At 50.9% G+C, this 17,376-nt stretch carries 16 protein-coding genes; 7 read left to right on the top strand and 9 right to left on the bottom strand.

Annotated features, from left to right (window positions below; genetic code table 11):
• The first annotated feature begins 43 nt into the window (after positions 1-43).
• The 3 genes from JOD20_RS10785 (at position 44) to JOD20_RS10775 (ending at position 3,019) form a co-directional block, all read left to right on the top strand.
• Positions 44-985 (top strand): PAS domain-containing protein, encoded by a 942-nt coding sequence (locus JOD20_RS10785; RefSeq protein ID WP_204755282.1) that lies wholly within the window; start codon positions 44-46, stop codon positions 983-985.
• A gap of 323 nt (positions 986-1,308) precedes the next feature.
• Positions 1,309-2,106, top strand: coding sequence for an alpha/beta hydrolase (locus JOD20_RS10780; protein ID WP_204755281.1), 798 nt, complete (start codon positions 1,309-1,311; stop codon positions 2,104-2,106).
• Between the two features lie 130 nt (positions 2,107-2,236).
• Positions 2,237-3,019, top strand: a complete 783-nt coding sequence (locus tag JOD20_RS10775) for a GNAT family N-acetyltransferase (protein ID WP_204755280.1) — start codon at positions 2,237-2,239, stop codon at positions 3,017-3,019.
• Here JOD20_RS10775 and JOD20_RS10770 read toward each other — a convergent pair.
• The 7 genes from JOD20_RS10770 to JOD20_RS26875 all read right to left on the bottom strand — a co-directional run bounded on the left by JOD20_RS10770 (position 3,016) and on the right by JOD20_RS26875 (position 10,982).
• The gene (locus JOD20_RS10770; protein ID WP_204755279.1) at positions 3,016-3,558 is read right to left on the bottom strand and encodes a redoxin domain-containing protein; all 543 of its coding nucleotides are present in this window, start codon (positions 3,556-3,558) and stop codon (positions 3,016-3,018) included. The genes JOD20_RS10775 and JOD20_RS10770 overlap by 4 nt on opposite strands.
• A gap of 73 nt (positions 3,559-3,631) precedes the next feature.
• Positions 3,632-4,186 carry an AhpC/TSA family protein gene (locus JOD20_RS10765; RefSeq protein ID WP_204755278.1) on the bottom strand — a complete coding sequence of 185 codons (555 nt, stop codon included), beginning with the start codon at positions 4,184-4,186 and terminating at the stop codon, positions 3,632-3,634.
• Positions 4,187-4,262: 76 nt separating this feature from the next.
• Positions 4,263-4,547 (bottom strand): hypothetical protein, encoded by a 285-nt coding sequence (locus JOD20_RS10760; protein ID WP_204755277.1) that lies wholly within the window; start codon positions 4,545-4,547, stop codon positions 4,263-4,265.
• 14 nt (positions 4,548-4,561) lie between these two features.
• Positions 4,562-6,076 (bottom strand): hypothetical protein, encoded by a 1,515-nt coding sequence (locus JOD20_RS10755; protein WP_204755276.1) that lies wholly within the window; start codon positions 6,074-6,076, stop codon positions 4,562-4,564.
• A 154-nt stretch (positions 6,077-6,230) separates the two neighbouring features.
• Positions 6,231-6,488 carry a hypothetical protein gene (locus JOD20_RS10750; RefSeq protein ID WP_110514699.1) on the bottom strand — a complete coding sequence of 86 codons (258 nt, stop codon included), beginning with the start codon at positions 6,486-6,488 and terminating at the stop codon, positions 6,231-6,233.
• Positions 6,475-8,778, bottom strand: a complete 2,304-nt coding sequence (locus JOD20_RS10745) for a pseudouridine synthase (RefSeq protein ID WP_204755275.1) — start codon at positions 8,776-8,778, stop codon at positions 6,475-6,477. Before JOD20_RS10745 ends, JOD20_RS10750 begins: the two co-directional genes overlap by 14 nt.
• Positions 8,779-9,044: 266 nt before the next feature.
• Positions 9,045-10,982 (bottom strand): LVIVD repeat-containing protein, encoded by a 1,938-nt coding sequence (locus tag JOD20_RS26875; RefSeq protein ID WP_204755274.1) that lies wholly within the window; start codon positions 10,980-10,982, stop codon positions 9,045-9,047.
• Positions 10,983-11,437: 455 nt separating this feature from the next.
• On the opposite strand from JOD20_RS26875, the gene JOD20_RS10735 reads away from it, so the two are divergent.
• Both JOD20_RS10735 and JOD20_RS10730 read left to right on the top strand, forming a co-directional pair.
• Entirely contained in the window at positions 11,438-12,514 is a 1,077-nt protein-coding gene (locus JOD20_RS10735) for a GNAT family N-acetyltransferase (protein WP_204755273.1), read from the top strand.
• 3 nt (positions 12,515-12,517) lie between these two features.
• Positions 12,518-13,552 carry a TolB family protein gene (locus JOD20_RS10730; RefSeq protein WP_204755272.1) on the top strand — a complete coding sequence of 345 codons (1,035 nt, stop codon included), beginning with the start codon at positions 12,518-12,520 and terminating at the stop codon, positions 13,550-13,552.
• Positions 13,553-13,956: 404 nt separating this feature from the next.
• Here JOD20_RS10730 and holB read toward each other — a convergent pair whose 3' ends face one another.
• Positions 13,957-15,027, bottom strand: a complete 1,071-nt coding sequence (gene holB, locus JOD20_RS10725; RefSeq protein ID WP_239583818.1) for a DNA polymerase III subunit delta' — start codon at positions 15,025-15,027, stop codon at positions 13,957-13,959.
• 50 nt (positions 15,028-15,077) lie between these two features.
• Here holB and JOD20_RS10720 point away from each other — a divergent pair, with 50 nt between their 5' ends.
• Both JOD20_RS10720 and JOD20_RS10715 read left to right on the top strand, forming a co-directional pair.
• Positions 15,078-15,962 carry a GNAT family N-acetyltransferase gene (locus JOD20_RS10720; protein ID WP_204755271.1) on the top strand — a complete coding sequence of 295 codons (885 nt, stop codon included), beginning with the start codon at positions 15,078-15,080 and terminating at the stop codon, positions 15,960-15,962.
• 259 nt (positions 15,963-16,221) lie between these two features.
• Positions 16,222-16,752: a hypothetical protein gene (locus tag JOD20_RS10715; RefSeq protein WP_204755270.1), complete on the top strand. Its 531-nt coding sequence runs from the start codon at positions 16,222-16,224 to the stop codon at positions 16,750-16,752.
• Between the two features lie 189 nt (positions 16,753-16,941).
• On the opposite strand, the gene JOD20_RS26995 is transcribed toward JOD20_RS10715, so the two are convergent.
• Complete coding sequence (locus tag JOD20_RS26995) at positions 16,942-17,238, bottom strand: RNA-binding domain-containing protein (RefSeq protein ID WP_420828948.1); 297 nt, start codon at positions 17,236-17,238, stop codon at positions 16,942-16,944.
• Between the last annotated feature and the right edge of the window lie 138 nt (positions 17,239-17,376).

Below are 17,376 nucleotides of genomic sequence, written 5' to 3'. Positions count from 1 at the left end.
TAGTTGCTTGAACTTGACAAGTTGGCTTTATCAGGGAGGGTCTATGGCGCTTGGGCAACAACTGGTGCATCCCGATTGTCTGGCCTTTGTCGGGGTAGTTGAAGAATTGTTAGCGCGTCGCCAGCAAGGCAACGTGCCCCAAAATCGTTGGCAACACGACGACCCATGGGGGCCGCGCACTTGGAATCGCACTGAACTCGAAGATATGGTCTATAGCAGCTACAAGCAGATGCGCAAAGGCCGCATTACGCGCCCGCCCCGCCGCGAGGTGGTGATGGATATTGGCGATTATCTGAATTGTACGATCGAGGAGCGCAATCGCTTATTGATTGCCGCTGATAGCTCGCCAATTATGCCGTATCTGACCGATGCGGCGCTCAACCCAATTCTTGAAATTACGATTGAAATTGTGCAGCAACTGAGCATGCCCGCCTTTGTGATCAATCGCGATTGGCAGATGCACTATTTCAATCAGCATTTACTCAATTTATTTGGCATTACGCCGGCAATGCTGGCAGCGATTGATCCAAGCCAGTTGAATGTGTTGGGCCTCTTATGCGACCCCACGTTGCCGCTCTACCAGCAGTTGATTCAAAATCGCGCTTCGTGGCAGCATATGCTGCGCAAAACGATCTATGGCTTTAAACAGGCCAATCTGTTGTGTCAATATGAGCCGTGGTATCAACAGTTGGTTGCCCGTTTGTTGCAATTGCCAGAATTTGCCATCCACTGGCCAACCGTCAGCCTTGATAAACCGATTGTGCCTCCAAGCGGCGGCTTTGAATCGCCAACGATTGTGCTTGAAGCGCTAATTCCGCATACTCAGCCAACGCCCAAGCGGGCTTGGTTGCGGCCTTTGTTGATGTCGGCGGGCTATTTTCAATTTGATTTTCCGCAGATTGTGGCCTTTTTGCCAGCCAACGCCGAGAGCCAAGCAATTTATGCAGAAATTGGCCTGCCGCTTGGCCTCAAGCATAGCAACTAACAGTACAAGAATGAAGGATGAAAAACGTGGGGGTCGGGTTTTAACGCAGAGGCGCGGAGAACCGATGTCTATAAGCTTTGGGCTATAGGCTATCGGACATGGGTTGGAATAGCAAAAGCCAAAAGCCTATAGCCTCATTCCCTTGGTGCTCTTCGTGCCCTTCGTGGATCAATACTGCAATCCCCATGCCCTATGTTCTATGCCCTCTGTTCTATGTTCTTTAACACATGGCCAAAGGACATTTTGTCCCTTGACGTTGGACTAGAATCCATTCAGCTATCGCGTTGCGACCAACGTCGCTTTGTAGAAATGGATGGATTCACATGGCAAATTCAACAATTGTGTTAATTCATGGTTTATTTGTTACCAAGCACTCATGGCAACCCTGGGTCGACCACTACCAAGCTAAGGGCTATACAGTCTTAGCGCCTGCTTGGCCAGGCCGCGATCATAGCGTAGCTGCATTGCAGCAACGGGCCAATGACCCCGCCTTGGCACAGCACGATTTGCGCGAAAGTATTGATGTTCATGCGCAATTTGTGCAAAATTTGCCCGAAAAACCAATTGTCATTGGCCATTCGATGGGCGGCCTGATTACCCAAATTCTGGCGAATCGCCAATTAATTAGGGCTGGCGTGGCGATCGATTCTGCACCGCCGCAGGGTGTAATCAGCACCAAATGGTCGTTTATCAAATCTGCCTTGCCAATGATCAACCCCTTGCGTTCAGCAAGCAAGCCCTACACGATGCCATTCGCGCATTTTCAATATAGCTTTGTGAATGGCATGCCGCTGGCCGAGCAACAGGCAATTTATCAAAGCCAAGTTGTGCCCGAATCGCTGAAAAACTTGCGTCAATCGTTGACCAGCGTGAGCAAAGTTGATTTCAAGGCCGAGCATGCGCCGCTGCTGTTGATTGCTGGCGAAATTGACCAGATTATTCCTGCCTCGCTGAATTACAGCAACTATCGCAAATATCGCCACAGCCCAAGTTTGACCGATTTCAAGCAATTTGCTGGGCGCAACCACTATATTGTGGGCCAGCCAAACTGGCAAGAAGTCGCCGATTATGCGCTCGATTGGGTTGAAACCAAGGCCTTGGCTCTGCAAGCAGTTGCCTAATAACAAGCAGCGAAGCGTGGCTTGATCGAAGCAGGCCAATTAGCTGATTCTGCTGAAACGGAGCGTGGATCTCAATCGAAAAGACATAATGGTGGTAAGCTAAGGGTTAATCAATCGAGATGAGGTTGCGATGATTGAACAACGACCCTTAGCCGAACTTGCCAACGATCGTCGTTTTCCGCCTGATCCCCAATTTGGCTTGATCTATGCCGCGCTGGCTGCTGGCAATTCGCAAGGCTGCTACTGGCACGCCGCCACGTGGAGCAGTTGTTGGGATCAAGCTAACAATGTGCTGTATTTGGCGGGCGAGCGTGCGCTCGATCAAGCTGAATTTAATCAACACTGGCTGCAAACAGTCGTTCCCGCCATGCCAGCACGCCATGTGATCAAATTGCGGTTGCTGCGCAATAGTCAACTAGAATTGAGTGATTTGCTTAGCCCCTACCAAGCCCAGCCAAGCAGCAGCTATTTTTTTCGCGATCAAGAGCAAGCCCTAGTCAATAGCCCATTGGCCAGCCAATTTGCACTGCACCAGCTCGATGCTGAACTCTTGCAACTGCCAAGTGCGCAGCCAATTATCCAAGAAATTAGCTGGATGTGGCCAAGCCTTGAGCGATTTTTAGCCAATGGCTTGGGCTTGGCAATCTGTGTTGAGCAAACAATTGTTGCTTGGTGCACCGCCGAATATCTGAGCGCGCAACGCTGCGGCTTAGGCATCGAAACCTTGGAAGCCTATCAAAAGCAAGGCTTGGGCTTTCATTTGGCAAGCGCTATGCTTGCTGCCTGCCGTCAGCGAGGGCTGCAAGCCCATTGGGAATGTTCGAGCAAAAATCTCGCTTCATATCGGCTGGCCCAAAAGCTGGGTTTGCAGCAACAACCTGGCTTAATTAGCTATGGCTTGGTTTGGCTTTAGCTAGCCTTTGGCAAGGCTTGCAAGACACTTGACCATTCTGGGTAGCGATAAATTGGGTTGGCGACATGGTGATAGACGACTTCGCCTGCCCGATTGATCGCGACCGTGCCACCGAGGCGGCGCATTGAGCCAGAGCCATTCAACAACTCCATGCCACCAACTAACAGCCGTGCTTGGCGAATCAGCACTTGTGGCGAGAGCACTTCAAACCACGAACCCTCGCCAATATCGAAATAATCGTACACTTGCAAGCTTTGGTCGATATAAATTGGGAAGGGAATGTTATACATCGAACGGAATCGCGAAACTAATTCGGCGTTGCCCATCATCAGCACCGCTACTTGCCACCCAGCCTTTTCGAAGTCAGCAGCATGATCGCGCAGCTTCAAGAGCGTTTGGCGGCAAATGCCACAGCCAATATTGCGCATAAAAAAGATCAAAACTGGTTTATCGTGCCAGAGTTGTTCAAACTCTACTCGTTCGCCTGTTTCATCTAAGATCCATAAATTAACCATTGATGTTGTTGCTATTGCTGTCATAATCGTATCCTAGCGCTCCACATATTCACTATCTAAGCCTACGTGTAGTGAGCGCTAAAAGGATGTATGCAGCTTAAGCAGCCCGTTGCTGTGGTTGTTCCAATAGCTGTAAAACGTCTTCCCAAGGCGGGTAGCGATGAATTGGGTTAGCAACATGGTGAAAGGCAATTTCTGCTTGCGGATTGAGCAGCACAATTCCCCCAAGGCGGCGAATTGATTCAGCTGCGAGATTGACTGATGAAGGAATGCCTTTGAAGGCCAGCAGCATTTGGCGGGCTAAAACATGCGGCCCTGCGACCGTCCAGAGCGAACCTTGGCCAATTTCAAACGCCTCGTAGACCTGTTGCTTGGGGTCGGAATAGACGGCAAATGGCAGTTGGTTGAGCTGGCGAAAGCCCTTGGCCATTGCTGCATCGCCCATCGTAATGATTGCAATTTCGCAATCGGCGTTTGCAAAGCGCTGTTGATAGTCGCGCAAGCGATAGAGCTGTTGGCGGCAGAGGCCGCAGCCAAGATGGCGCATCAGCATTAACAACATTGAACGGTTCTGATAGCGTTGCAGCAAATCCAGCTGCTGATCAGTTTCATCAATGACCAACAAACTGCGCTCGACCGATTGTCCTAGCATAAGCCACCCAATTCTAAAAAGAAAACTGCATCGCCTTCTATTCGTTGAAATCGAGCAAGGCAGATGCAGTTTTAGTTTAGTTATTGGATGTTGATTCGTTTTGCAGCCGTTGTTCGGCGATTTTGCGCAGCCCGCTTGCAGCCCGCCAGATAACCGCCACTAATGCAATTGTGATCAGCAACCAGACGGCCCAAATCACCACGCCATACTTACTTTGACCTGCGGTAAAAGCCAATAATGGCAAGACACACATTGTTGGCGAAAAAAGCATTGCCAAAGCGATCGAACGGCGCAATTTGCGCTCTTCGGGGCTTAAGTTGGCACGATTGAGCGAACGTGGCTGCTGGTCAGACGGTTGCATGCGATTTCCTTGTACTAATTGGTTGCAGGACAGCTAATTGGCTGATTGGATGGTTGGGCAATGTGCGAATCGCGCTCGTAAATCAAGGTTTGTTGATCGGCGTAAACCTCTTGCCACGCGGGGTTGGCTTGGACTGCGCTAACCAGATCTTTGCCGATTTCGCGATCAACCATAATGGTATTCATCGCATATTTCGCTAAGAGGCGTTCCCAATCATTGCCCGCCATAATGCACTTATATTCATTCCATTGGGCAATTGGGTACAACTCAACCCGCGTATCAACAAACACTGGTAATTGTTCGCCAGCCTGCCAGATTAAATAGCTGCTATAGCGCATTTCGTGATAATAGGCTTGGCTTGGTGGGTTGGCTTGCAGAAAGGCTACTGCTTGAATTGGCGTTGCGGCGGTGGCTAATTCAGCATGAGGCAAATCGCCGCTTGCCCCATTTAATGCAGCAGGCATTGGCAACCAAATCCGAATGATTGGCTGCACCAGCAAGCCAACGACCGCCAGCGCAATCGTTAACCAGGCAATTGCTTTGGGTGCAGGGGGATTGCGCTTGATCAATTTCAAGCGTCCGCGCTGGACCAAGGCTTCGGCGATAATTGGGCCTGCGACCATGCCAAACCACAGCTGATAGCGAATGCCAGTCAGGGTTAACCCAATCATTGTGCCGATGATCAAGAGATCAGCAGTGCGCATTTTTTTCCAAACCACCACGATCATGATCACCGCAATAAAGACGACTGCAAGCAAAAACTGCGAAACGGGGTTGCTCAGGGTGGATAAAGGCGAAGCCCATTCGCTGATAAGTTCTTGGCTCGATGGATCGGTTAACAGCTTCCAGACATAGACTAAAACTCCCCAGCCCCGAGGATTGATCAGGGTTGCTGCAAGCATTGCTGCAAAGGCCAGCCAGAGTGCCCGCATTGTTGCGTAAATTGGCGCTTCAGGATGATCGCGTCGCCGATCGATGATTGCGCCAACTGCTGCTGCGCCGACCAGAATTGGCCCAAGCGTAAACGCGCCATGCAGGTTGACCCATGCTATTTCAATGATTGGCAGCAGCCATAAGGCTTTCGTCGACCAGCGTTCAGTGGCAACTTCGCTGACAATCACAAAGGTTGCGGCAAAAAGCAGCCAGGAAAACATTTGTGGCCGAACATTCCAATTATTGAATGCGACGATTACCATAAATACGAGGCCAAGCATGGCAGCGCGACCATTGCCTTTTGCTCGGCGAAGGCCATGCCAGAGTAATAATCCGTAGGTTGCAATTAATAACATATTGCGCAATTGTAAAATTGCGACTAATCCACCAAGCTGATATGTCCACGAAAACAGAACTTCAGCCAACCAGCTTTGATAGAAAAATGGGGTATTGGCTTGGGTTGCAGAAAAAAGCCCAAGCTCAGGAATCGTGCCTGTTTCGCGAATGAGATCGCCAATTTTGAGATGCCACCAGAAATCTTCAGGATTGACCAGCCATAAACTGCCGCCAGCCATCGCGAGAGCGAAAAAGAGCAATGGCCACCAATAAGCTGAAGACCAAGATATGCGTCGGATAGGTTGCTCCTTCCTCTAAGGATGCTGAATGCTGGCTGAATTTTAGCATAGTTTGTTAAATGCCAAACACTGCTTGAACTTCAAGCAGTGTTTGGTGCTTTGGAACAATGATGAATTAAGCTTGGAGACTGGCTGCCAATTGATCGAAGAGCACGTCTTGGCGTGCTAATTCAGTTCGCAGTTGAATTTCGGCTTGGGCGGTTTGCAATGCGCGTTCGCGAGCTTGACGGGCCAATTCTGGCTCATCACAGCGTTTTGCGAGCGCAATTCGTTCCAGCCAACGTTGCGATTCAGCGGCGTAGCGTTGCGCTTGCCGCCGCGTGCGATCTCGTTCAACTGCTAATTGGAGATAGGCCTGTTTAAGCTTGTTCATCACCGCCTGCCTTTTTCAAACGCCGAACGACGCGCATGCGGCGTGCTGGTTGAGCCGATTGTTCAGTGCTTGGCGCTGGCGTAGGTGCTGGGTTATTACGCGCAGTAATTGGCCCACGATCAGCGATATTTTCGCGTGGCGCTTGATCACGGCGTGGAGCTTGATCGCGGCGTGGATCTGAGCGATCATCAAAGCCACGGCGATCGTCGCGGCCACGGTTATCAAAGCCACGGCGATCATCGCGGCCACGATTGTCGAAGCCACGGCGTTCAAACGAGCCTTGATTATTTGAGCGTCGGCCACCACCAAAGGTATTTTTAGGCCGATCATCACCACGATGGGCACGATCAAGGGCTAAGCCGCGCTCGCCACGGGGTCGATCATCGAAAAATTCTTCGCGCCGATTGGTGCGATCAAAGCCACTTGCATCACGACGAGGGCCGCGTTCGCCAAAGCCGCCGCCTTCACGGCGTGGACCGCGTTCGCCAAAACCACCACCTTCACGACGAGGGCCACGTTCGCCAAAACCACCGCCTTCACGACGAGGGCCACGGTCACCGAAGCCACCGCCTTCACGGCGCGGGCCGCGTTCGCCAAAACCGCCGCCTTCACGGCGTGGGCCGCGCTCGCCAAAGCCGCCACCTTCACGACGAGGACCACGTTCGCCAAAGCCGCCGCCTTCACGGCGAGGGCCTCGTTCGCCAAAGCCGCCTTCACGGCGTGGGCCACGCTCGCCAAAACCACCGCCTTCACGGCGTGGGCCTCGTTCGCCAAAGCCGCCACCTTCACGACGCGGGCCACGGTCACCGAAATCGCCGCCTTCACGGCGTGGGCCACGGTCACTGAAGCCGCCACCTTCACGGCGTGGGCCACGGTCACCGAAATCGCCACCTTCGCGGCGCGGACCGCGTTCGCCAAAGCCGCCTTCACGGCGTGGGCCACGGTCACCGAAATCGCCGCCTTCGCGGCGAGGACCGCGTTCGCCAAAGCCGCCTTCACGACGAGGACCGCGTTCGCCAAAGCCGCCGCCTTCGCGGCGAGGACCGCGTTCGCCAAAACCGCCGCCTTCACGACGAGGACCGCGTTCGCTAAATCCGCCTTCACGGCGAGGGCCACGGTCGCCAAAATCGCCGCCTTCACGGCGAGGGCCACGGTCGCTAAATCCGCCTTCACGGCGTGGACCGCGTTCGCCAAAGCCGCCGCCTTCACGGCGAGGGCCACGGTCGCCAAAGCCACCTTCACGGCGCGGGCCACGGTCACCAAAATCACGTCGGGGGCCACGGTCGCTGGGGCTGCCACCATCACGGCGGGGGCCACGGTCGCTAAATCCACCTTCGCGGCGAGGTTCTGGGCGACGGCTTGGGCGATCGGCGTTAGCGCGTTCTTCTTCGATTGAGAAATCTTCAAATGACATTGTATTTTCCTGTGAAGTAAAGTGAGGCGCTCGTTGTAAGCGCGGTTCAACATCAGCCCGACGTTCTACCAACTGTCCAGACCGATCAATGCGGCGCACTTGGCGGCGCTGTTTGCCACCCTCGGCGTTCTCTTGTGGGCGGACTGGAGTCCAAGCTTTGCTTTGCTTGCCGTGCATGCGCAAGCGGTCGATTTCGGTTGGCGTTAATGCACGCCATTCACCTGGTTTTAATTCACCTAAACTGAGCGGGCCTTCGCGCAAACGGATCAAGCGGCGGACTTCGAGGCCAAGGGCTTCGGCCACGCGGCGAATTTGACGGTTGCGGCCTTCGTGAATAACCACCCGAACCCATGTCCCATCGGGTGTTTCATTCAACATTTCGATCCAAGCGGGTGCGGTTTTGCCATCGTCAAGCTCAACCCCATTGCGCCACTCGCGCAACTGCTCGACTGATGGAGTCTGGTTCAACAAGGCCTGATATTCTTTTTCGACTTCAAACGATGGGTGGGTTAAACGAAAGGTCAGATCGCCATCATCGGTCATCAACAATAGCCCTTCGCTATCGTAATCGAGGCGACCTACGGGAAACAAACGATTGTGCGATTTAACCAAATCGGCGACTGTTTGGCGGCCTTCAGGGTCACTGAGCGTGGTCATGACGCTGCTTGGCTTGTTCAATAAGACGTAATGAAGCTCGGTTGGCGGGGTAATTCGTTCGCCATCAACTCGAATGTCATCTTTATCGGGGTCGATCTGGGTTCCTAATTCGCGTTGAACGCGCCCATTAACCGATACGCGTCCAGCCAACATCAAATCTTCGCAAGCCCGACGTGAATCTACGCCGGCCCGCGCCAAAAACTTATGTAAACGTTCCATTATTACTCCACAGGTCGTGGTTCTTACTGTTGGGGTCGTCAGTGCATGCTTGAATGATCGGGAGTACAGCGGACATCCGAACGATAATACGTGCATCAAGCGACGAGGTTCTTCACAGTGGTAGTGCCTCCTAACGGCACCTTTGGGCCATTATAACATAGCTTCATGCAAAATACGCAAGTTTTTTGTTAAATGCTTAAAAGCAGCAACTGTTGGCCCAATCTCTAGCAGATTGTGCGCCAACAGTTGCTTATTCGCTGGTTAATTTAGTTTTTGCTTACAACAGGCAGAAAGAGTTGATGTTGTTCACGAATCACAAACATACCACCACCATGATAGCTTAGCGCTACAATCGCCTCATCATGCAACGCTGGCAGAATCCATGAATCGCGGGCGAGTAGCAAATTGGCAACAATTTGTGGGTTGCTTGGCTGGCGAATATCGATTTGCTGAATGCCCCCATCTACGCCAATATACAGTTGATCAGCGGCGACGACTACTCCATCAACCAAGCTACTTTCTAAACGACTCACTGAGGTTGGCGCACTCGAATTGCTAATATCGACAATTTCGAGGCCTGCGGTGGTTGCTACAAAGGCAAGGTTATCCTGGATTGCCACATCCATCGCAAACCAGTTATCGGCATATTGGCCGAGCATTTGAATATTGTCTGGGTTGCGCACATCGAGAATCCGCAAGCCGCCCTCGTTATCTGCCACATACAGGGTTTGATCAACCACGGCGAGTTGGGCAACTTTGCTGGTGTAAAACTGGCTGTGCTCAACCGGATTAGCCAAATCAGTCAGATCAAAAATTCGCACGCTGCCACCAACCCCTTGATCGTTGATCGATTCGCCAACATAGACCATTGGGCCGTTGACCGCAATTGCCGCTGGAAAGCCAGCAGTTGCGAAGAAACTGACTTGGGTTGGTGCGGTCGGGTCGCTGACATCGATCACATAAATGCCATGGCTCCAATCGACCATATAGACCAACGAGCCTTGGACGGCAATATCGCTGACTGCATTGCGCTCGGTTGTGAGGTCGAAGCGCCCGACAACAGTTGGCTGATTGGGGTTGCGCAAATCGACAATACACAAACCACGACCCCAATCGGCAACATAGGCATAATCGCCGACAACTTGCAAGGCCACATTTTCTTTACAGCCTGGGGTTTCAGTCGTATCGATGCGAGTGGGCGCTTGGCGATTGCTCCAATCAAAGACATTGAGTTGACCAGAACGGGTCAGTACATAGCCACGGTGTTGTTTGGCAATTAAGTTGGTTGGCCATCCAAGAATCGTTTCGCTGCTGGCGGCGATTTCGGTCGGCGTGATCGGATTGGTAATATCCCAGGTATGTAAGGCAAAATCCAGCCCAATCATGGCGAGGGTATTATCGCTTACTGCGAGTTGCAGGCCAGCAACAGCATCGGTTTGGTTGATGATGCTTGGGTTGCTCGCATCGCGAATATCAACCACCCGCAGGCCTAGTTGGGTATTGACATAGGCAACATCGTTGGCAATTTCAATATCTAAAATATCGCCCAGCGTGGTTGAACTTTTGAGCGTTGGGGTCATTGGCTCGCTCAAATCGAGAATATCGAGGCTATCGAATCCAGCAAGCCACGATTGAATGTTCAAAAATGCCTGATTGCCTTGAATCGTGACGTTGGCAATCCCATACTGATTGAGTTGATTAACCAGCTGTGGTTGGCGCGGATTCGTGAGGTCAAAAACCTTCAAGCCATCATCAACTTGCACATAGACATAATTTTGATAGCTGAAAACTGTCATGGCCGATAATTCGAGTTGATAAAAGCTGACCAAGGTTGGGGTGAGCGGCGTGGCTAATGAAAATGTTGCTAAGCCATGCTCGCGGCCATAGCCCAAGGCAGCGTACAAATACCCATCGCCAAGCGCTAAATCTTGCACTGTGGCTGGTAAGATGTCGCTTTGATTGTGCAGGCTTGGCTGATCGGGGTTGCTAAGATCATAGGTGGCGATTCGGGGGCCGATGCCAACATAGGCTGCGTTGGCGGCAACGATCATGGTGGAGCTATCACCGCCAACTTGGCCAGTAATTGCCAATTGGCTGGGGCTAGACTGTGGGCTTTGGGCGGCCAGCGGAGTGGCATGATGGCTGGCGATAGCTCCAACGACAAGCGTAAGGAGCAGGCTACAACGAAGCAAACGATGAACCACTAATACCTCCAAAGGCAGTATGTCCCGAATACTGCTGCAAGAATCTGGGCCTGGTGTTGGCCATGATCAACCTCCATTCCCCTCGTTGCTCCCAAAACTTGGGCAAATTTAAGGCATATCAATAAAATCGCATATGCCTATGCAGGAATAACGTCAATGATTGAAATAAGTTCCCACCACCATGATGGTAATGCTGATTTTCTGAGGAATAGGGTGATTTAGCCAATGATTCTCCTCCCTTCCGTCCCTCCGCTGGAGGGAAACACAGGGGGTTTTCATCCCCCTGTACCCCCTAAAATTTGCGTTGTGGATTGTCGTTGAGCTGTGGATTAATCCAACAATGGAATGTTTGGCAAAGCCTCGAAATCCTTGCGCTATCGGCTGTAGTGGACAAGCGGCGAGGCCTAGAGTATGATGCGACCAACAGACGAGCTATCGAGCTTGGAGGGTCGCTGATGTACGAAGAAGTTGCGCGGATTGCTCTGGGTGCAGGAACTGAGGCAGTCCTCTCGCGCATCCAACCGCTTGCTTCTGAATTTGCCCAACCGCTTGAGGAGCTTTATCACCGATGGGGTGAAGATCCGGCGGTGGCATGGCGTTGGTCATTTGATATGCACCTGCGCCTTGTTGGGCTGCGCTTTAGCCAAGATGTATGGTATTTGGCCCAAGTGCAGGGACGGCCTGTGAGCGCTATGCTGCTGTGTCGTTCAAAATTCTGTCCACAATTGGGTTCGATTCATCGGGTGTATACAGCTGAGCCGTATCGTCGCCGAGGCTTGGCTAGTAAGTTGTTGAAGTTGGCGATTAACGATTTTGAGGCAAGTGGCGGTCAAGCGCTCATTATTAGCACTGAACATAATGATAGTGCCATGTCGTTTTATGAGCAGTATCATTTTGTGACGATTAATGAAAGCGAAAGTAGCCGCACAGGCAATCGCATTGCATGGCGCATTAGCGATGGCGATTCGCCCGAAAACTTCCTCAAGCATTTATTTGCGCCCAGTACCGCGGTCTTTATGCGATCATCGGATCGGGCCGATGTGCCATTGTTATTATCGTTGTTCAATGCGCCAGATAATCGGATTGTGCGCCATTACGGCTTGCAAATGCTTGGTGATGCCAATATTGGAGCCGACGATTTCTTTCCAGCCTTCGAGCAACAAGAGGGCGATGTGGCGGTATTAACGGGCCTGACCGCTGCCAGCGGGGCGATTGTTGGCTGGGGCAGCATTATGCCACCAGTTTATCCATGGCCAAACCCCTATTACCAGCAACATCAACTTTTGGTTGATTGTTATTTGGCAGCAGGCCATATCGAGCAAGCGCCGATCTTGTTGAATGAGATGCTGCGCCAATTACCAGCCAACCATTTTGCCAACCAGTTGCTTGGGCATGTGCCGCTTGATCATCCGGCGTTGCCTGCGGCCTACGAGCAAGCAGGTTTCGAGCGAGTTGGATTTATTCCCAAGGCCTATATCGATCCGCGCAATAATCAGGGCACTGATATCGCGCTCTATCTCCGCGAGCGATAATTCATGCGATTCATGATTTGTGTTCTTGTTTGTATTCTCTTGTCGAGTTGTGGGGCTGCTAGCTCGCCGACGGTCACGCCGCCAGCTGCCGCTGCTCCCACGCTTGGCACTATTTCGCTGATTATCTCGCGCGGTGGCGATTTGTGGCGCTTCGATTTGCCCGCCAAACAGTGGACGCAATTAACCAACGAAGCGCCCAATGCCTATTCAACCTTCCCCAGCATTGCCCCCGATGGCAAAAGTGTAGTCTATTCGTATCGGCCTCCTGTGCCAACCCCAAGCGCAGAACAGCCATTTGTGGTTCCAGTCAATCACGCCAACCAACTTTCGGTTGATGGTGGAGCCAGCAAAGCGTTGTTTGTGCCCGAGGCTGGCAAACGCGATGGCCAGCAAATTTATGATTCACTCGATACGCCGGTTTGGTCGCCAGATGGCAAAACCTTGTATGGGGTCTATCAGACTTTGCGCTTTGATAACGATGGGGTCTTTTTGCAATCTGGTAGCTCAATCGTTGCGATTGATGTTGCTAGCGGCACGCAACAAACCATCGTTATGACCGGAACCTTTCCTTCGATTTCGCCAGATGGCAGGCAAATGGCGTTTGTGCGTACCCGTGATGGCATTTATCCAACCCTCTATCTCTACGATCTCCAAACCAAGCAAGAACGGGTGTTGTTCGACCAACCAGAATTGGTCAGTGCCTTGGAAGCGCCGATTTGGTCGCCAGATGGCAAAACGATTTATCTGGCCGCAAGCCCCTTGACGCTTAGCCAACGCGAGCCAAGTTGGGTCGATTGGTTCGTCAAGCCTGCGGCGGCGCATGGTTTGGGTTGGCAAGTCTGGTCGGTCGATGTCGCAACTGGCCAAGGTAAAGCAGTCAATCGCGAAATCTTCGAAGATCCTCGGATTGTGCTCGATGGTTCGCTGTTGTACGTTTGGACGTTCTCCGGCCTTTGGCAGATGGATTTGGCGGGCAATCCACCAGTGTTAATCGAAGAGCCAGGCGACATCGGCGGCATGACGCGGGTTCCCCAATAAGAACATAGAACATAGAGCATAGAACATAGGGGTCAGAGAGAGCGATGAAGGCCAAAGTCAAACATCAAAAGTCAGAGGGCAAAAAGGCTCTTGGCTGAAGGCTCTAGGCTATCGGAACATGCTTCGTGCAATTCGTGTAATTCGTGGCGAAAAAACTGAACCTTCGTGTTCTTCGTGGATCACCATTTAACGCAGAGGCGCAGAGAGAAGTAGGGCTATGGGCTATCGGAATAATCTGTGCAATCTGTGGCCAAAAACGTTCTTCTTAACGCAGAGGCGCAGAGAAAGGATGAAAGATGAGGGATGCAGCCTAGAGCCAAAAGCCAATAGCCCCATCTTCGTGTCCTTCGCGCTCTTCGTGGTTTCCGTCCTTCGTGCGCTTCGTGCCCTTCGTGGATCAAACGCTACCCCTTCGCCCCAGCTAAATTGAGCAAAACGCCTTCGAGCGCCAATTGAGGACTGACATTCTCGCGAATTTGAGTCACCGCATCGTTGATGCCTTTGAGCGTTTTATGAATTGCTGGCAAGGGCAGGCGAGCGAGCGCTTGCAAATCCTCAACCCGATCGATATTAATCAGGCCTTGTTGCGTGCCAGCGGCGGTCAATAGCACATCGCGCCACCACACTTGCCATAATTCGAGCATCGCAAAAAGTTCATCGCGCTCGCGATTGGCTTTGCTCCAGCTTTCGGCCCATTTGAAGCGCTCGACCAACGGCTTACTTGGCAATTCGATCAAACTCTCAAGTTGTTCGGCGCGGGCTTGCAGTAGGTCGGGCGATTGGGCTACCGTCGCGGCCCAGCCAATGCGGCCTGCGCTCCAAGCGGCCACAATCGCCGCATCGGCGGGGGCAATTTGCCAGCGTTCGATTAATGCTTTGGTCACTTGTTGGCGCGGCACTGGGCGCAGTTTCAGCACATGGCAGCGCGACGTGATCGTTGGCAACAAATCGCCAGCGCTATTGGCAACCAAAATCAAGGTAGCAAACGGTGGTGGTTCTTCAAGCGTTTTGAGCAAGGCATTGGCTGCTTGTTCGGTCATGGTTTCTGCGTCGTGCATAATAAAAACCCGCCGTCGCCCTTCGTATGGCCGTAGGGCAATATCAGCCTGCCATTCGCGCACGGTGTCAATGCCCAAGCGGGTTTTGACGCTTTCGCTGGCTTTTTGTTGGGCTGCTTGTTCGGCCAAGCCAACAATCCGCACATCGGGGAAATTGCCTTTGGCAATCCGCTTGCAGGCGCGACATTCGCCACAAACATCGCCATTGTTGTGCTCGCAATTGAGCGCTTGGGCGATGTGCAAAGCCAAGGTTGCTTTGCCAATATTGGGCAAACCGGTGAGTAAATAGGCATGGCTGGCCGAATTACGGGCAATTGCCAAGCGTAATAATTCAACTGCCCACTCATTTCCGATGATATTCCATGCTCCCACCGCTGTACGCTCCAATCCATCCAACGAATGATCTCGTTTTGCCATGATACCAAGAAAATAGCTCAGTACCAAATAGCCGAATGTGAGGTAGATAGATGCCAACGATTAACCGTATGCAACCAGACCAGATTGACCAAGCAGCCGCGTTTATGGCCCAATTTCAGCACGAACCAAGCACCCATTTGGGCTTTGCTGGCGCGCAAGCTGATCAAATTGCCCAAACATGGCGTGAGCTTGAGTTTCCAATCGAACAACAATTTGCCTTAGCTAGCGCCGATGACCAATTGCAAGGCTTGATTGGCCTAGAGCAAATTTCGGATACTGGCCGCGCTTTCTTATGGGGGCCAATTGCCTTAGGCGACCAGCGCTTTGAGCTTGCCGATAGCTTGCTGGCTGAATTATTGCCCGAGCTAAAGCCACATGTCACCATGATTGATATTTTTTGCAATTTGCAAAATCAATTTGTGCGTGATTGGGCTGCGCGCCAGCAATTTTACCAGCGCAATACCCACGCAATTCTCGCCTACAAACGTTCACAATTAACTGACCATGCAACCAAGAGTGATGTTGAAGCGTTGCCAGCAGAATTACACGCAGCCTTCTGCGAATTGCATGATCAATTATTCCCCCAAACTTACTATAGCGGCAGCCAAATTCTCGAACGAATTAATCAGGATCGTCAAGTATTTATTATGCGTGACGGTGAACAATTGTTGGGCTACATTTATACCGAACGCCAACCAGAATTTGCCGAAGCAGGGATTGAATTTGTTGGGGTTGCGCCGATTGCTCGTGGCCGTGGAATTGCCACCAAGATTATGCAGCATTGTTTGACATGGATTTTTAGTGCGCCTGAAATTCAGGAACTTGAATTAGTTGTTGACCAAGATAATCCAACGGCGCGGGGTTTATACGAAAAAGTTGGCTTTCGTTTATCTCATGAAATGGTTAGCTTACGTCGCGATGTCGTAGCGCAATAAATACATAATCAAATATTAATAAGCAAATAACGTGGTACGCCACGTTATTTGCTTTTAAGCGCCACTTCTTGCTATTTATGCGTCAAATATATATCAAATTAGGCATATTAACGTCACCGATGAATGTTGCTGTAGCGAGCTATATACATAACGATCTATTAATTATTTTTATAACTTGGGTTATAATACAGCACGCATTGCGAGAAACATCCAAAATAACGTTGATTCTCCTTTCTCAACGATGCGCAGAGGAGTCTATATGGAACGCCGGATGTTGTTACATCATCCAACCAGCGACCAATGGTTGGTGATTGCGGCGACCGATTCGCAAGTCTGTACCGCCGTATCAGAACCGCTCCACCCCGATCAGCTTGGCTTCCCGTTGGCTACGTTTCCACTGCACCCGGTTGCAGAGCATGGCGAGCCGGTCGATTTGGCCGAATATGTGTGTGTTCGCACCAATCGCGAGGAAAGTAGCGCCCACGAAATTGCCGATATGCTGAATAGCGCAATTATGCTGGAGCTTGATCACAAGGCGGCAAGCCTTGGTTTGGGCGAAGGCGATGCACTTTTTGCCCAGCAGCCTCAACGCTACATCCAAGAAATTGAGCAATGGCTCAATAATCCGCATTCAAATTTAAACCTCGAATTTTTGTTGATCGATCAAACCGAAACCCAAGCTCTTTTTCAAATTACCGATCCCACCACCCGTCAAGTTTGGCGCTTGACCCGCACCATGCCTAGTGCCGATGCCAAGCCCGATGGCGTTGGCTGGGGTTGGTCGGCCTAAATTAAATCCACCGTGGATCAGCGCTTGAGCCACGGTGGATTTAATTTTTTAACCACGAAGAATGCGAAGGGAACGAAGGTTAAGTTTTTGAGCCACAGATTGCACAGATTTGTGTGATTATTCTGGTTTGATATAAGTTTAATAATATTTTTAAGATATAACCTACTAGCTAGCATTATTCTTTTGCTGTCAAGATGCAATTAGATTATCTATGTCCGCCTGATCTGATAGATAATATGATGATTCTCCACTTCTAATTGGTACTTTACCGTTGATATAACATATATTTCTTGCAGTATAAATATTAATTATTGCAATTATTTTATCTTCATCTTCAATGAAATTTATATGATAATAGGGTTTTGGTTTTACATAAGATATAACTATCTCACTTATTTCGCGTAAGAAATTTCTCTGATCATCAGGATTTGATATATTTTCTATGCCTATTATTTCGTTACTTTCGTTATCTTCTACCCCAATTATAAGTATTCCACCTCATTTTTATGATTTACGAGATAGTGGTATTTAACCACTGTTGCTAGTTCAAATCACGAAATCGAGGAACGATAGTGTTCCATTTGTTATCTGTAACAAACAATTAAAACATGCGGCGACAAAGCC

Source organism: Herpetosiphon giganteus, from assembly GCF_016907925.1.
Lineage (GTDB): Bacteria > Chloroflexota > Chloroflexia > Chloroflexales > Herpetosiphonaceae > Herpetosiphon > Herpetosiphon giganteus.
Note: the sequence above shows the minus strand (reverse complement) of the source record. Positions and strands in the feature narration are given on the sequence as shown.

Coding starts and splice junctions, on each gene's coding strand:
- JOD20_RS10785 (WP_204755282.1), top strand. CDS start 44: ATGGCGCTTGGGCAACAACTGGTGCATCCCGATTGTCTGGCCTTTGTC.
- JOD20_RS10780 (WP_204755281.1), top strand. CDS start 1,309: ATGGCAAATTCAACAATTGTGTTAATTCATGGTTTATTTGTTACCAAG.
- JOD20_RS10775 (WP_204755280.1), top strand. CDS start 2,237: ATGATTGAACAACGACCCTTAGCCGAACTTGCCAACGATCGTCGTTTT.
- JOD20_RS10770 (WP_204755279.1), bottom strand. CDS start 3,558: ATGACAGCAATAGCAACAACATCAATGGTTAATTTATGGATCTTAGAT.
- JOD20_RS10765 (WP_204755278.1), bottom strand. CDS start 4,186: ATGCTAGGACAATCGGTCGAGCGCAGTTTGTTGGTCATTGATGAAACT.
- JOD20_RS10760 (WP_204755277.1), bottom strand. CDS start 4,547: ATGCAACCGTCTGACCAGCAGCCACGTTCGCTCAATCGTGCCAACTTA.
- JOD20_RS10750 (WP_110514699.1), bottom strand. CDS start 6,488: ATGAACAAGCTTAAACAGGCCTATCTCCAATTAGCAGTTGAACGAGAT.
- JOD20_RS10745 (WP_204755275.1), bottom strand. CDS start 8,778: ATGGAACGTTTACATAAGTTTTTGGCGCGGGCCGGCGTAGATTCACGT.
- JOD20_RS10735 (WP_204755273.1), top strand. CDS start 11,438: ATGTACGAAGAAGTTGCGCGGATTGCTCTGGGTGCAGGAACTGAGGCA.
- JOD20_RS10730 (WP_204755272.1), top strand. CDS start 12,518: ATGCGATTCATGATTTGTGTTCTTGTTTGTATTCTCTTGTCGAGTTGT.
- holB (WP_239583818.1), bottom strand. CDS start 15,027: ATGGCAAAACGAGATCATTCGTTGGATGGATTGGAGCGTACAGCGGTG.
- JOD20_RS10720 (WP_204755271.1), top strand. CDS start 15,078: ATGCCAACGATTAACCGTATGCAACCAGACCAGATTGACCAAGCAGCC.
- JOD20_RS10715 (WP_204755270.1), top strand. CDS start 16,222: ATGGAACGCCGGATGTTGTTACATCATCCAACCAGCGACCAATGGTTG.